The organism is Bacillus cereus group sp. MYBKT111-2, assembly GCF_051915205.1.
GTDB classification, from domain to species: Bacteria; Bacillota; Bacilli; order Bacillales; family Bacillaceae_G; genus Bacillus_A; species Bacillus_A paranthracis.
This window is the reverse complement of sequence record NZ_JBQAEG010000003.1, coordinates 338008-352975: the sequence shown is the minus strand read 5'-3', so window position 1 is coordinate 352975 and position 14968 is coordinate 338008. Positions and strand designations below refer to the sequence as shown.

Genomic DNA, 14968 nt, shown 5'->3' with positions numbered 1-14968 from the left:
ATATGTCATAGTGGAGGAAGAAAATTTTGATTACAATGGGGATGAGTTGTAAAGGTGGGGGACTATGAAGAAAATATGTAATTCAATTAAATTAGCAGAGTATATGAAACAAAATAACATTGACTCCTTTTTTAGTAATGATATGAAACCGTATATGGAACTTATATTTTTTAAAAAGAATGAGTTTATTTGTAGAGAAAATGAAGAGATAGATTATTTGTTTTTCTTCGTTGAAGGAAAAGCAAAAGCGTTTAATACATTAAGTAACGGGAAATCTGTATTATTATGTTTTTATGATAGTTTGCAGCTGTTAGGAGATGTGGAGTTAATTCATTCTCAAAAGACTGCTTCAAACGTACAAGTAATGGCAGATTCATATTGTGTTGGTTTGCCTTTAGGAAAAGTGAGAAATCAACTATTTCATGATGCGAAATTTTTACGATGTATTTGTGGATCGTTAGCACATAAATTAAACCGACTTTCAAAAAATAGTACCATTAATTTACTATATCCACTTGAAAACAGACTTGCGAGTTACATGTTAGCAGCAGGGGAACGAGCGGTGCAGCACGGAAATCGAATTGTATTTAGTGGGAATTTAACAGAAACAGCTGAATTGTTAGGAACGAGTTATCGGCATCTATTACGTACATTAAATATTTTTTGTGATAAAGAGATTATAAAGAAAAACAATGGATGCTTTGAAGTAGTGAATGTGGATGTTTTGAGAGAATTGGCGGCAGATGTTTATAAATAATATAGTAAAGTGGGGGTTTAGATGAAAATAGCAATCATTTCAGATGTTCATGGAAATAGTCACGCTTTACAAGCAGTATTAAAAGATTTGGAACGTCGCAAGGTCGAAATGATAATAAATTTAGGAGATAGTGTGTATGGGCCGTTAGATCCTTTAGGGACAATTGAATTATTAATGAATACCGAGATGATACATATTAAGGGCAATTGTGACCGCATGCTCTGGGAACCTATACAACAGCAGTCTGCTACACTAACTTTTGTCCAAAACCAATTAACAAAAAATCATATAGATTGGTTAAAACAACATTCTGCACAATTTATTGTAGACGATATGTTATGCTGTCATGGTACACCAACTTCAGATGAGGTGTATTTACTAGAGGAGATGGATGAGAATGGTGCGATATTAAAGAATGAAAAAAATATAATGGATCAACTCCAAAATATTGAGCAAAAAATAATAGTATGCGGTCATACGCACATTCCTAGAGTTGTATATTTAGCAAACGAAAAAATCGTTATAAATCCGGGGAGTGTAGGACTTCCAGCATACAAAGATGAGTTACCTGTTATGCATAAAATGGAATCAGGAACTCCGCATGCAAAATATGTAGTGATAGAAGAGGTTTTGGGAGAATGGATAATTGAACAAATTTCAGTTCCGTATAATTGGGAAGAAGCTGCTCGGTTAGCTACTTAACATGAAAGGCATGATTGGGCACAGGCGATAAAGACTGGGAAGATAGAATGAAGGGGAGCTTACTTTATGGTAAACTGCTCTTTTTTATTTTGAGTACATATTGAATTATATAAAAATAAAATGTTATGATTATGGAAACGTATGAATATATGAACAAGTATTCATATATTTGAGAAGAGGAGGGATTAGAATGAAAGATCTAATTATTATTGGAGCGGGTCAAGCTGGATTAACAATGGGATATTACTTGAAACAAGAAGGGTATAATTTTTTATTACTTGAGGCAGGAAACCGAGTTGGTGATTCATGGAGAAATCGATATGATTCTTTACAGCTTTTTACTCCGCGGCCTTACAGTGGTTTACCAGGTATGGCGTTAATAGATGAAAAAAATGAATTTCCATATAAAGATGAAATTGCAACGTATTTAGAAGAATATGCAAGACATTTTCAATTACCGATCCAATTGCAAACTAAAGTTTTTAAAATAAAGAAAGAAAGAGATATATTCGAATTACATACCCCTACAGAAATTTTACAAACGAAAAAAGTTATTATCGCAACAGGTGGTTTTCAGCAACCGTTTATTCCCTCAGTTTCAGCAAATCTATCATCACATGTTTTTCAAATACATTCATCACAATATAAATCACCATCACAAATTCCTAAGGAGAAAGTACTCGTAGTAGGTGGCGGGAATTCAGGAATGCAAATTGCAGTAGAACTGGCAAAAACTCATGAAGTTACACTGTCTATTAGTCATCCTTTAACGTATTTACCGTTACATCTTTTTAGAAAAAGTATTTTCAATTGGTTAGAAAAATTGGGTTTATTGTACGCCGAAGTAAATACAAAGAGGGGGAAATGGTTTCAAAAGAGAAAGGATCCCATTTTTGGATTTGAAGGTAAGGAACTCATTCGTAATGGATCAATACAACTACAAGAAAAAGTAGTAAGTGCATCAGAAAATAACATTATGTTTCAGAACGGTGAAACATATAGTGCAGAAAGCATTATATGGTCAACAGGCTTTATTCAGAACTATAACTGGATTGAAATAGAAAAGGCAGTGGATGAGAATGGATTGCCTAATCATGTAAAAGGAATAAGTCCAGTAAGAGGATTATATTATATCGGCTTGCCATGGCAGTCTCAAAGAGGTTCTGCACTTATTTGTGGTGTAGGAAAGGATGCGGCGTATTTACTTTCTGAAATCAAAAAAATAGATCAGTAGCAGCGACTACTGATCATCCATATGTACATGAATTAGGAGAGGTCAAACATTTATTGACTTTATTATAATTGATTTTCATAAGAATAAAAACTGAAAATTCTAATTTCGTGTTGAGAAAGTTTTTTGTATCGAAATATATAAAAGAATAGGGGGTTTTTAGTAAAAAGAAATATGATATTTATATTTTAATAAATTATGATATAGTTTATAAAGAATAGATTACATAAAATGTTATTTTATTACATATAAAGTAAGGGGGGATGGCTGTGAAGTTTGATGATCAACGCCTACTAGGAGTACGATTAGGTTCTGTACTTGTAACAGAAGAAAATCAATATTTAGTAATAAAGAAAAAAGATCATTATGCACTTTTAAATATACATAATTTAGAATGCACACATGTTGAAGTGCAGCTAGAACATATTGAAGAAATGTTGCAGGAAGATTTCCAAGAAAGTATAACGGAGATTATTGCACCAGAACATATAAAAATTGTTGCGAAAAATGTTATATAAGAAAGAAGCTGAAAGGAACAGCTTCTTTCTTTTTCATTATAAGGATAACGTTTTTAAAATCTCACCAATAATCCCTTCCATTTGATGAACACCTAAGTCTGCGTTCGTCATTATAATAGTACCCTTACCTCGGTATGGATAGCATACTAGCATACATTGAAATCCCACGCCCCATCCGAGTGAATATATTTGTAAGTCTTCATTTGAATCATCCAGAAAAACACCTAGTCCCGTCCATTTTGAGCAACCTTGAGGAGAAATCATATCTTGTACTGTTTTTTGAGAAAGTTTTAGTTTACCCTTTCCTTGTAAGGAATGAATGATTTCAATAACTAAAGCTGATAAGTCAGTTGGTGTTGTCCAAATACCTGAAGAAGCTGCGAATGGATAAAATGGATACTTCTCATTTGTAACGGTGCCATCTTTATTATGTCCGCAAGCAAAAGCATCGGTTTTATCTATGTCTTCAGGAGAGAAGATTGTACTATTCTCCATTTGCAGTGGTTGAAATATATATTCTTCTAGTAAAAGGTTGAATGGCTTTCCAGTTATATCTTCAAGTAGTATTTCGATTATACAAAAGTTTGCATCCGAGTAGTGAAATTCGCTTTCTGGTTTATAAGTTACTTCTATCGGTACGGAGCAATATGGTGTTTTACCGGCAAGGAGTTTAGACATGCTTGGTTGCCCATGTGCAAGTGTATAATGTTCAAAACTATTAGGTGGGTCAATGATTCCAGATTGGTGACTTAACAAGTTTCGCAATGTGACTTTTTTCTGTGAAGTAAATAGATTAGTAGGGATGTTCCAAGATGTGAGTCTATCATTTACGTCTTCATCTAAATGTACGATTTTCTGATCGGATAATGTTAGTACGAGAATTGTGGTGATAAATTTGCTAATAGAACAAGAATTGAATATGGAATCTGTAGTAACAGTTCTAGTTGTTCCAGATTCAAGTGTTCCGAAAGCAGCTGTTTCATCTAGTTTGCCGTCGCGTATAACGGCAAGACTTAAACCTGCAACGGAATATTGGTTCATTTTCTCGTATATATTTTTACTTTTTAAGTTCATAGTGACTCCTTTCTTAAAAAGACAGAATGTTAGTTCTATTATACAGTAGTAAATGGGGAGAAAACGAAAAAACTTCATCTTTTATCGATGAAGTTTTTTCGTTAATTTGAAGTGAATGTTTTAAAAAATTTATCGCGGTACATGTACATAAGCCATGAGGCTGTAATTAATGAAATAATGATTTGTTTGTTTTGAATTGGTGCCTTGAAAACAAGCCAGCCAACGATATCAAATAATACATGTAGTGCAATTGAAAGAACTACAAATTGTAGTAACGTCTTAAAAAATCTTTTCATAAAGTGTCCCCCTAAAATAAAAGGTTTATCAACAGTGTTGTATATTACTATTATACATTAAATGTGTTTCGTGGTAAAATTTACATAAGTTAGTGAAATAAAACAAATGAAAGCTAGTGAGGAGGAATAATCATGGAGTTTTGGATGATCATACCGATAGCTGTCTTTGGGTTTATTTATATCGTTGAAAAATTAAATAAAATTGAAAAGAAAACGGATGCGCGTTTAAAGAGGGTGGAAGATAGATTACAGCTAATTACGAAAGAAATGGGAATTGTAGATAGAGAACCTGAAATTAATAAAGAGTTACGCCAGCTTATGGAAGAAGGAAAAACAGTTACAGCAGTTAAGAGAGTAAGAGAAGCTTTTGGTTTTTCTTTACTAGAAGCGAAGCAATATGTTGATAAATTATAAAAAGATCATCCGTGTGGGTGATCTTTTTTCACTGCACCATGCGTGTATTTACATAAGCAGCGATTATAAAGTGTCCAATTATAATGATAGGAAATAAGATTTTTACATTAGGAGTAAGGAAGACGCTACCAATTGTGGCAATAACACCAGCAGTTAAATTATAAAGACCAACTATTTTTGATAACTTATCTTTTTCTGGTACACGGCGTTCATTGAATCCTGATAAGAGCCAAGTGTATTGTTTAACTCCGATGAAATAGGCTAGTGCAAATGAAATAATTGCTAGTATGAATAATGATGGGGAAGCGAAGAGAGTCATTGAAAACACCTCCGTTAAAGGGTTATAAATAAATTATAGTATGAATGTTATAAATTAACAAAAAATCAGTTTTAAGTGTAATAGAAAAATAAAGTATTTGTGACAAGGAGAGATGAAGTATGAATATTGTGGAATTTCAGAGATATGTATTAAATTTCAGTAAAGAAAAAGGATTTCAAGATACAACAATTGAAGAGCGTACGATGTATGCGATGGCGGAATTAGGTGAATTAGCGGAAGTTATATTAAAGCGTGATAAAATTCAAGATGCCAAAAGAGAAATCGGTTTAGAAATGTTTGATGTCATTTGGAATATATGTGATTTAGCAAACAAGTTAGAAATTGATTTGGAGAAGGCATTTGAAGAAAAAATGATGATTAATAAAAAACGTGAATGGTAAAAGGGAAGTTAAAAAGCGCACAAAATTTTGTGCGCTTTTTATTCATGGTATGAAAAATATGTAAGAAAAGATGGAACAAGCACTGAAGATGAATTGTCTAATATAGGTAATAAATATTTCGTTTGAAAGAAAGGGTGGAGAAAATGAAAAATACATTATTAAAATTAGGGGTATGTGTTAGTTTACTAGGAATAACTCCATTTGTTAGTACAATTTCTTCTGTACAAGCAGAACGAACGGTAGAGCATAAAGTAATAAAAAATGAGACAGGAACTATTTCAATTTCTCAGTTAAACAAAAATGTTTGGGTTCATACGGAGTTAGGTTATTTTAGCGGAGAAGCAGTTCCTTCGAACGGTTTAGTCCTTAATACTTCTAAAGGGTTAGTACTTGTCGATTCTTCTTGGGATGATAAGTTAACGAAAGAATTAATAGAGATGGTAGAAAAGAAATTTAAGAAGCGCGTAACAGATGTCATTATTACACATGCACACGCTGATCGAATTGGTGGAATGAAAACATTGAAAGAAAGAGGCATTAAAGCGCATAGTACAGCGTTAACTGCGGAATTAGCAAAGAAAAATGGATATGAAGAACCACTTGGAGACTTACAAAGCGTTACAAATTTGAAGTTTGGAAATATGAAAGTAGAAACATTTTATCCAGGGAAGGGACATACAGAAGATAATATTGTTGTTTGGTTGCCACAATATCAAATTTTAGCTGGAGGCTGTTTAGTGAAGTCTGCGTCCGCGAAAGATTTAGGAAATATTACTGATGCTTATGTAAATGAATGGTCCACATCGATTGAAAATGTGCTGAAGCGATATGGAAATATAAATTTAGTAGTGCCTGGTCATGGAGAAGTAGGGGATAGAGGATTACTTTTACATACATTGGATTTGTTGAAATAAAAAAAGCGAGGAGAAACAATTTTCTCCTCGCTTTCTTCTAACTATATTTAAATGCGAAGTCCGCATACGTTACTGAGATTTTAATTCCAAGTATACAAATACCAGTATCGTCATAATTGCGATAACAACGTAAGTAGCATCAAGCATAATAAGTGTTTTTAAAGTTTCAGTCATCCTCATTCACCCCTGGTATAAAAAATATAACATAATCTCTTATCAATTAAATCAGAGATTATAAAGATAACAATGTACATGAAATTTATTAAGTAGATTCTATATAAATATATCATATAAATAATGTAAACAATGTTAAGGTAATGTAAATGTATTGTAAAGAAAGGGGTGGTTCATCATGTCTGTAAATCTATTCATTTATAAATGCTATGTATCTCTCGTGTGCCAGATAGAACACAGTTATAACATGTGAAAAATAAATTCATTTTGACAAATCGATCACGATGGTAGCTGTTACTACATTTTCCTCTAATACTTCTACCTGTACTTGTTCATCGTTTCTCCAATTGATATTAAAGTTATCTGTCGTATACATTTCCTTAAGAGTGACCTCTTTATATTTTTCTAAAATGCTACCTCTTTTCCCATAATAGATTCTTACAGTTGAACTGGGACTTGGTCCTTTTGATTTTATTGTTTCTCTAAGCTCGATAATATTTATTAAATTTGGAGATTCACTTTTTTGAAAGGTAAAGGAACTGACCACTTTTTGTACCTTCTTAAAAATAGGACCATTGGATTTATTTGATATGTTAAATTCCACAACTTCAGGTACGGATTCTTTTCCTCGTAGTGTTATTGTTGCTTCATAATCGTTTTTCCAATCTACGAAAACGTTTGAGGAATCGAGGCGTTCTCCCTCATTTGCAATACTTATGTCAAAATGTTCCCATAAGCCGTATTTAATTCTGACAGGAGAGGAACCATGAGAAGAGTCTGAATCTATTTTCACTACTTTAATCGTATTTTTATTATTTGGAGAATGACTTTTTTCTAGTGTAATGTCCTGTAAATACAAAATGTAAGACAAACAGCCTACTACTAAAATAATCGAAATTACAATACGTAAGGCAGTAATTGGACGGATTCTTTTCCTTTTTTTCTTAGTGCTTTTACTATCTTGTTCAAGTTCTTTTTCAATACTCGTTTGAACTGTTACTTTTGGCGGGCAAATAAACCACCAAACGAAAGCTATAAGTAGTAAGAAAAGAGGTATTCCTTGAATAAAGAAAAATCCTTTCCAAAAATCAAGTGCAGTACTATATGGAGAATCTGTTGCCATCCCCCCTATAAAAAGTGCCACTGGACTTGCAAGTATATTTATCCCTAAACCGATCAATACGAATGAAAGATTTTTATTCCTAATTTTTCGTGACCCAGCCATAATAAATAGAAATACTGCAATACCAAGTATAAGAAACAGTATTCCGTAATAAAACATCATATATACCATATTATCCCTCCATAATTTTAATTGTACCATCAGAAAGGGAAATTTTGTTAAATATTAGATCGATATGATATTTGTATTTCATAAAAACGCACTGATATATTATGCGCAAGTATCGAAATCAGAAGACAGTAAAAATATTATGTCAACAATATGAACTGTCACAAATCTTTATATATTATTGTGATTGATATCACATCACTTTTTTTCAATGGATATTATGCTTAGGGTGTAATTAATGATTGGGAGAGGGTGGGATGATATGTTTTGTTATCAATGTGAACAAACACCAACAGGCGGATGTAAAGTAATGGGTGTTTGTGGCAAGAATGAAACGATTGCGAGTTTACAAGATACGATTGTGTTTGGGTTAAAAGGAATTGCGGCTTATCGTACGCATGCTGCTCAGCTAGGGTATACGGATGCTTTTGTAGATGCTACAACGCAAGAAGCGCTGTATATGACATTAACAAATTCTAATTTTAATGAACAAGAACATATTGATATGGCTATGAAAGTTGGGAAATCGGCTTTACGAGTAATGGAGTTGCTAGATGAGGCACATACGAATCATTTTGGTGTTCCAGAGCCTGTTCAAATTACACAAAACCGTGTAGAAGGTAAAGCTATTGTAGTTACAGGCCATAATTTATTTGCGTTAGAAGAATTATTAAAACAAACAGAAGGAAAAGAAATTAATATTTATACGCATTCGGAAATGTTACCAGCACACGGGTATCCGCAGCTGAAAAAATATAAACATTTAAAAGGAAACATCGGTAAGGCATGGTATGATCAAAGACGCCTTTTTGAAAAATTTACAGGTGCCATATTAGCGACAACGAACTGTGTTATGCCAATTAAAGGATCATACTCTGATCGATTCTTTTCATATGATATTGCCGGCTTAGAGGGTGTACAAAAAATTGAAAATGATAATTTTGCACCATTGATTCAAAAAGCGCTAGAACTTCCAGAAGTACATATGGAGTCGGATGAACAGTTAGTAACAGGGTTTCATCATAATACAGTCTTATCATTAGCTCCAGAAATTATTGAGGCAGTAAAAGAAGGAAAGATTAAGCGTTTCTTTGTCATCGCAGGTTGTGATGCACCAGGAAAAGGCGGGGAATATTATCGTGAATTAGCAACGTCACTTCCGCCTGAAACAGTGATTTTAACAACTTCTTGCGGAAAGTTCCGCTTCAATGATGTGGATTACGGCGTTGTACCTGGTACCGAGATTCCGCGCTACATCGACTTAGGACAATGTAATAATTCCATTTCTACAGTGAAAATAGCGGCTGCTTTAGCTGATGCTTTCCAATGCGAAGTGAATGAATTGCCAGTAAGCATTGTCTTATCTTGGTTTGAACAAAAAGCGGTTGCTATTTTGCTTGGGCTATTTAGTCTTGGAATTCAAGATATTCGCATCGGTCCAAAGGCGCCTGAATTTATTTCAGCTGGCGTGCTTGATGTATTACAAGAAACATTCGGTTTGAAATTAATTACAACTGCAGCAGAAGATATGGATATGATGTTATCGTAACAAGAGGATGAATTGTTTTATTTAGAAGAAGAGCTAGCTTATAGCGCCCCAAAACAAAAATGTAGAATTATTGTTTTGGGGTATTTTCTTTTCTTAGCGGGGTGGGTAATAGTTGATTTTAGAAAAATATAAAAATCGAGTTGACATTTACAGCTACTCAGTCATACAATGTAGTTGTAATAGGTGATACTGAGTAGTGTTATTTCGTAAAAAATTTTCACTAAACGATAGGTAATAGCGGATTTTAGAAAAAATTTGAAAATTAGTTGACATGTATCGCTACTTAGTCATACAATGTAGTTGTAATAAGTAATACTGAATAGTGTAGTTTTACTCAAAAGCTATTCATTAAAAATTCGCCTTAGTACTCTGTAATACTGAATATAAGTCAGACAGAATAGGGGGTAAAGGAGGATCAGAACATGGAAAATTTAACTGAAATGTTGAAAGGTTCATTGGAAGGGTGTGTGCTGGAAATCATTAGTCGCCGTGAAACGTATGGTTATGAGATTACTCGCCACCTGAATGATCTTGGGTTTACCGAAGTCGTGGAAGGAACGGTCTATACCATCCTCGTACGATTAGAGAAGAAAAAGCTTGTGAATATTGAAAAGAAACCATCAGATATGGGGCCGCCTCGTAAGTTTTATTCATTAAATGAAGCTGGCCGTCAGGAGCTGGAATTATTTTGGAGAAAATGGGATTTTGTATCGTCAAAAATTAATGTCTTGAAGTCAAATTAGCCTCATAATATAAAATGTTTCGGCTCATATTTGGAGAGTTTTTTGTTCTGCTTTATAAAAAAGGAGGAAAATAAGATGTTGGAAATATTCAAAAAATTAATTGGTGATAAAAAAGAGTATAGAATGATGATGGCACGTGTTGCAGCACTGCCAGAGGACTATCAGTTTGTGTTTAAGAAAATTCAAAACTACATGTGGAATTTTTCGACCGGCAACGGAATGGATATGCTGCACATTCAGTACGAATTAATCGATTTGTTTGAAGCTGGTGCAGCGGAAGGTAGACAAGTGCTAGATATTACTGGGGAAGATGTGGCATCTTTTGCTGACGAACTAGTGGCAAACGCTAAAACGTATGTCTCCAAATATCGTGAAGATTTGAATGAAAGTATTATGAAGAAATTGAGAAAAAAATAAATGCAACAAGTAATACCGACTGATTAGCTGGTCATAAATGTGAACTAACGCCATCGCTATTCAGTTATATTTTTAAACCACTACTAAGTAATACGGATTATCAGTGGTACTGAATAGAGGGTGCAGGTAATTTAATTTTATAAGGGGGAAAAAGTATGAGTAATGCAGCGATTTCTGTAAAAGGGTTAAAAAAAGCTTTTAGAGATAAAGAAGTCTTAAAGGGAGTGGATTTTGAGGTGCAGCGTGGAGAAATTTTCGCGCTGCTAGGCTCAAATGGAGCGGGAAAGACGACAACGGTTAACATCCTTTCGACGCTACTGAAACAAGATAGCGGTGAAGGAAGTATTTGCGGATTTGATATTAAGCGCCAACCAGATCATGTTCGTCAAAGTATCAGTTTGACAGGACAGTTTGCAGCTTTAGACGGCATGCTTACCGGGAGGGAAAACTTGATCATGATTGCCAAGTTACGTGGTGTTTCCAATCCTGCTCAAGTTGCTGACGATTTGCTTGATAGATTTAGCCTGACAGATGCGGCCAACCAAAGGGCAGATCAGTATTCAGGCGGGATGAAGCGCCGGCTTGATATCGCGATGAGTTTGATCGGGGCGCCAGCAGTTATTTTTCTTGACGAACCAACGACTGGGCTTGATCCTGAAGCGCGCATTGAAGTGTGGGATACAGTTAAAGAGCTTGCTGGTGGAGGAACAACTATCTTACTAACAACCCAGTATTTAGAGGAAGCAGAACAATTAGCTGACCGTATCGCTATTTTACATGGTGGAAAAATTATTACGACAGGTACTCTTACTGAACTGAAAGAGATGTTCCCGCCAGCAAAAGTGGAGTATATCGAGAAGCAGCCTACATTGGAAGAAATATTCCTTGCGATCATTGGCAAAAAGGAGGAGATGTAAATGAAAAGCAAAACAGGGGTATTACTTGGGCGCTTAATGCGCAATATTATGCGTAGTCCAGATACAATTATTACGGTAGCGATTACACCGATTATGATGATGCTATTGTTTGTATACGTATTTGGTGGGGCTATACAAACAGGAACAGATAACTACGTCAATTATTTATTGCCGGGAATTTTGCTAATGGCTATCGCATCTGGTGTCGCTTACACTTCTGTACGATTATTTACGGATGTAAAGAGTGGGCTTATGGCACGTTTCATTACGATGCCTATTAAGCGCTCATCGATATTGTGGGCTCACGTTTTAACCTCTCTTGTTGCGAATGTACTTACTATCTTAGTTGTTATTCTTGTTGCGCTCTTAATGGGTTTCCGTTCCAGTGCGAATATTCTAGATTGGCTTGGAGTAGCTGGGATACTAGGGATGTTTACGTTAGCGCTAACATGGTTGGCTATCATTCCAGGGCTGAAAGCGAAGTCTATGGAAGGGGCGACAGCATATTCGTACCCACTCGTTTTTCTTCCATTTATTAGTTCGGCCTTCGTACCTACCGAAACGATGCCGAAAATTGTTCGTGCATTTGCTGAAAACCAGCCTGTAACTTCAATCGTGAATGCGATTCGTGTTCTTTTATATGAAGGATCTGTTGGAAACGATATTTGGATTGCGCTCGCTTGGTGCGTAGGGATTATGATCATCTCTTACTTTTTCGCTAGTAAAGCATTTAAACGTCAGTTAGGGTAAGTAAATCAAATCCTCCGAAATAATATATATCTTTGAAAAAGCACGGGAAGATTTTCCGTGCTTTTATTATTTGTTGTGCTCTCGCTGTAGTAAATAAAATGATATTAAAAAAAGGATATCTACCCAGTGACAATGGCTCACTGTTTATGGAGTGTAAAAGCACAATTGCTTTTGTAAATTCTCTAGTATTTCTTCAGGCATTTCCCTAATTGTAATATCTTTCCCTAGGAAAAGTAGCCAATTTACTATTTCCGTTACTTCATCCGAATTGTTAACATTGATAAATGTTTTTAAAATAGCTGTGGATTGGTAAGGATTTGTATAAGATATTGAAATTTTGAAAGGGTGGTATTTTTTGAACTGGGCAATTGCTTTTGGACCAAGTTCAAGTATAAGGTTAATCACTTCATCCTTCTTACTTAGTTTTTCTAAAATCTTTTTCTTATTTAGCTTTTTTTTCGTCGTGTATGGTTCGATATGGATGAGATGATCGACAGGAAACATCCTCTTCTTTTCTTCTTTTAAGTCAAACCCTTCAATGATCCATTGACTTTTTTCTTGATACAGGTGTAATAGATAAATGGAATAAGACTTGATTTCTTTCTCTTCTTTAATGGAAATCAATAAATGTCTATCCAAAAGAAGGATTTGGATGAGTTTTTCTAACATAGGGTGAGGGAGGTCAGAAAGCTCAAGTAGATCAGGGTTATGTGGATTAGTCCCTTCAAAAAGCAAGAGTTGATTTAAAAGAACGATATCATCTTGCTGGGTTTCTGAGATGAGTCCTAACAGTTTTTCGGCTAAAGATTGACGACTTTTTAAATAGGGAAGTTGTTGATTTCTTGTAGCCATAAAGGCAATAAAAAGAGCTTTCACTTCGTTATCAGTAAAGCGAACAACGGGCAGGATAGAGTTATGCATAACAAAATATCCCCCAGTCCTCCCAACTTCAGCAACAAGTGGCATGCCCATAGCTTCTATTTCTCTAATGTCCCTAATAGCTGTCGATCGAGAGATGTTAAATTCTCGTATGATTTCTGAAATTGTAAAGTGGGAGCGGTTGTTGATATACCGCATAATTGTATTAATCCGTTCAACTTTTTTCATTTGGTTCTCCTAAACAGTATCATTTTTTGACATGATTTAAAGTTATTATAAACTCATCAGATGAAAAGATAAATCATTTGATTCATTTTAAAAGAAGGAAGGTTTTGAATATGAAAAATTATACGATTGAAGAAAAAGATAGCTTTATTGTGTTAGGTATTGGAACTGAAATTAAGAGTGAATATACAGATTTTGTTGGAATAAAAAAAGAAAAGGAAGACTTTTGGTCAGCTGTTAAAGAAGATGGAAGGCTGGATACTTTAAAAGCTCTAGCTACAAATGATTACATTTTTTCTGTGAGCGAAGCGGTGAATAACAAGATGATGTATTATGCGGGTGTCATGACAGAAGCACAAATAGAAGAAGAATCTAGAGTAATCCAATTTCCTAAGGGAGAATACTTAGTAGTAAAAGGGGAAGACAAAACAGCTGAAGAGCTAAGTAATAAGCTTACTGGCATCGCCTTCGGTCAGGCTTTACGAGAAGCAATAGATTTTGCTTATGTTGGTGGGCCAAATACGACGGTTGAGATGGGGAAAAGAAACGGTTTAGTGTTTGGTGAAATGTGGATTCCGGTTGTTAGGAAATAAATAGTTAAAAGGAGAGATGAAATTGTCTTGTATCGTTGATTTTAAAAATGTAACTACAGTTGGTTTAGAATCTTCACCTATAGTAGAAGCGCTAGCTGGTTTACGTGCTCATGAAGCCCGTTACTTTATGAATAAATACAAGCATGAATTTATAGTTGTACCAGCTAGTGCAAGCCAGAAGACTCTTGATTATGTGAACCGCATTTTGAAGGAAGAACGTGATATTGAATTTGCGGCGAAACCTTTAGAAACATCGTATTTTCAAGTGGAAAATATTAAGTTTGCATACGTCTTTTATGAAGATGGTCTTGTGATTAACGTCATGTATACATTGGATAACCCGAAGAAGAGGGCTGTTGGATTTAAGCTTTCTGATGGAATGGAGGTACCAACAGAATTGGCAGAGAAATTTAAGTTTGCTAGGCAGAAGTCTAAATTAGCTGGAACAATTCGGGGATCGTTTTTTGTAATTAAAGGAGAATATAGTGTAAGTTGAAGAATCCAGTCGTTTGTAGTATTTTAAAATGCACGATTATGGAATATGGAGGCTAACAATCTTGAATTGTTGGCCTTTTTTACATTCTTTTAAATAGGGAAGCGGCGCATCGCTATCAAGCTAAGAACATGTGAGATTTTATAAAGTTTTTGGTTAATCCAGTAACAAATAAGAACCTAAAATCCACGTCAAGATAGTGAGGAGGGGTATGTAAAAAAATAGATTGGTTGTATGCATAATATACAACGTCTAAAAAGCTACCTTTGCTAAAAACTATTCACCCCTCACATAAATAGAAAGCATTCTTT

19 protein-coding genes are annotated in these 14968 nt (G+C 34.7%); 14 read left to right on the top strand and 5 right to left on the bottom strand.

Annotated features, from left to right (window positions below; translation table 11 throughout):
- Positions 1–64 precede the first annotated feature (64 nt).
- The 4 genes from yeiL to ACTFNE_RS10585 all read left to right on the top strand — a co-directional run bounded on the left by yeiL (position 65) and on the right by ACTFNE_RS10585 (position 3208).
- Positions 65–757 (top strand): transcriptional regulator YeiL, encoded by a 693-nt coding sequence (gene yeiL, locus ACTFNE_RS10600; RefSeq protein ID WP_061677641.1) that lies wholly within the window; start codon positions 65–67, stop codon positions 755–757.
- Between the two features lie 21 nt (positions 758–778).
- Positions 779–1459, top strand: a complete 681-nt coding sequence (locus ACTFNE_RS10595; RefSeq protein ID WP_270705060.1) for a metallophosphoesterase family protein — start codon at positions 779–781, stop codon at positions 1457–1459.
- A 190-nt stretch (positions 1460–1649) separates the two neighbouring features.
- A complete protein-coding gene (locus ACTFNE_RS10590) occupies positions 1650–2693 on the top strand; it encodes a flavin-containing monooxygenase (RefSeq protein WP_046198347.1) in 1044 nt (347 codons plus the stop codon).
- Between the two features lie 266 nt (positions 2694–2959).
- Positions 2960–3208 (top strand): hypothetical protein, encoded by a 249-nt coding sequence (locus tag ACTFNE_RS10585; protein WP_000666946.1) that lies wholly within the window; start codon positions 2960–2962, stop codon positions 3206–3208.
- A 36-nt stretch (positions 3209–3244) separates the two neighbouring features.
- Here the strand turns inward: ACTFNE_RS10585 and ACTFNE_RS10580 are convergent, their stop codons facing one another.
- Together ACTFNE_RS10580 and ACTFNE_RS10575 are read right to left on the bottom strand one after the other, a co-directional pair.
- A complete protein-coding gene (locus tag ACTFNE_RS10580; RefSeq protein ID WP_046198348.1) occupies positions 3245–4282 on the bottom strand; it encodes a serine hydrolase domain-containing protein in 1038 nt (345 codons plus the stop codon).
- A gap of 101 nt (positions 4283–4383) precedes the next feature.
- On the bottom strand, positions 4384–4578 hold the full coding sequence (locus ACTFNE_RS10575; protein WP_046198349.1) for a hypothetical protein: 195 nt from the start codon (positions 4576–4578) through the stop codon (positions 4384–4386).
- Between the two features lie 132 nt (positions 4579–4710).
- On the opposite strand from ACTFNE_RS10575, the gene ACTFNE_RS10570 reads away from it, so the two are divergent.
- On the top strand, positions 4711–4992 hold the full coding sequence (locus ACTFNE_RS10570) for a hypothetical protein (protein ID WP_046198350.1): 282 nt from the start codon (positions 4711–4713) through the stop codon (positions 4990–4992).
- Positions 4993–5020: 28 nt separating this feature from the next.
- Here the strand turns inward: ACTFNE_RS10570 and ACTFNE_RS10565 are convergent, their stop codons facing one another.
- The gene (locus ACTFNE_RS10565; RefSeq protein WP_000171761.1) at positions 5021–5311 is read right to left on the bottom strand and encodes a DUF3784 domain-containing protein; all 291 of its coding nucleotides are present in this window, start codon (positions 5309–5311) and stop codon (positions 5021–5023) included.
- 119 nt (positions 5312–5430) lie between these two features.
- Here ACTFNE_RS10565 and ACTFNE_RS10560 point away from each other — a divergent pair, with 119 nt between their 5' ends.
- Positions 5431–5712, top strand: a complete 282-nt coding sequence (locus ACTFNE_RS10560) for a MazG nucleotide pyrophosphohydrolase domain-containing protein (RefSeq protein WP_046198351.1) — start codon at positions 5431–5433, stop codon at positions 5710–5712.
- A gap of 143 nt (positions 5713–5855) precedes the next feature.
- Entirely contained in the window at positions 5856–6626 is a 771-nt protein-coding gene (bla2, locus tag ACTFNE_RS10555; protein WP_071727081.1) for a BcII family subclass B1 metallo-beta-lactamase, read from the top strand.
- Positions 6627–7062: 436 nt separating this feature from the next.
- Here the strand turns inward: bla2 and ACTFNE_RS10550 are convergent, their stop codons facing one another.
- Positions 7063–8094, bottom strand: a complete 1032-nt coding sequence (locus ACTFNE_RS10550; protein ID WP_046198353.1) for a hypothetical protein — start codon at positions 8092–8094, stop codon at positions 7063–7065.
- A gap of 259 nt (positions 8095–8353) precedes the next feature.
- On the opposite strand from ACTFNE_RS10550, the gene hcp reads away from it, so the two are divergent.
- From hcp to ACTFNE_RS10525, 5 genes are all read left to right on the top strand, one after another.
- Complete coding sequence (hcp, locus tag ACTFNE_RS10545) at positions 8354–9640, top strand: hydroxylamine reductase (protein WP_046198471.1); 1287 nt, start codon at positions 8354–8356, stop codon at positions 9638–9640.
- Between the two features lie 422 nt (positions 9641–10062).
- Entirely contained in the window at positions 10063–10383 is a 321-nt protein-coding gene (locus ACTFNE_RS10540) for a PadR family transcriptional regulator (protein ID WP_000429484.1), read from the top strand.
- 75 nt (positions 10384–10458) lie between these two features.
- Positions 10459–10800, top strand: a complete 342-nt coding sequence (locus tag ACTFNE_RS10535) for a DUF1048 domain-containing protein (RefSeq protein WP_000889650.1) — start codon at positions 10459–10461, stop codon at positions 10798–10800.
- 155 nt (positions 10801–10955) lie between these two features.
- Positions 10956–11717, top strand: coding sequence for an ABC transporter ATP-binding protein (locus ACTFNE_RS10530; protein ID WP_000063321.1), 762 nt, complete (start codon positions 10956–10958; stop codon positions 11715–11717).
- Positions 11718–12467, top strand: coding sequence for an ABC transporter permease (locus ACTFNE_RS10525; RefSeq protein WP_046198354.1), 750 nt, complete (start codon positions 11718–11720; stop codon positions 12465–12467).
- 144 nt (positions 12468–12611) lie between these two features.
- On the opposite strand, the gene ACTFNE_RS10520 is transcribed toward ACTFNE_RS10525, so the two are convergent.
- A complete protein-coding gene (locus tag ACTFNE_RS10520) occupies positions 12612–13574 on the bottom strand; it encodes a helix-turn-helix transcriptional regulator (protein WP_046198355.1) in 963 nt (320 codons plus the stop codon).
- Positions 13575–13684: 110 nt separating this feature from the next.
- On the opposite strand from ACTFNE_RS10520, the gene ACTFNE_RS10515 reads away from it, so the two are divergent.
- Together ACTFNE_RS10515 and ACTFNE_RS10510 are read left to right on the top strand one after the other, a co-directional pair.
- Positions 13685–14164: a GyrI-like domain-containing protein gene (locus ACTFNE_RS10515; protein WP_046198356.1), complete on the top strand. Its 480-nt coding sequence runs from the start codon at positions 13685–13687 to the stop codon at positions 14162–14164.
- 16 nt (positions 14165–14180) lie between these two features.
- Entirely contained in the window at positions 14181–14660 is a 480-nt protein-coding gene (locus ACTFNE_RS10510) for a hypothetical protein (protein ID WP_025991629.1), read from the top strand.
- The last annotated feature ends 308 nt before the right edge of the window (positions 14661–14968 follow it).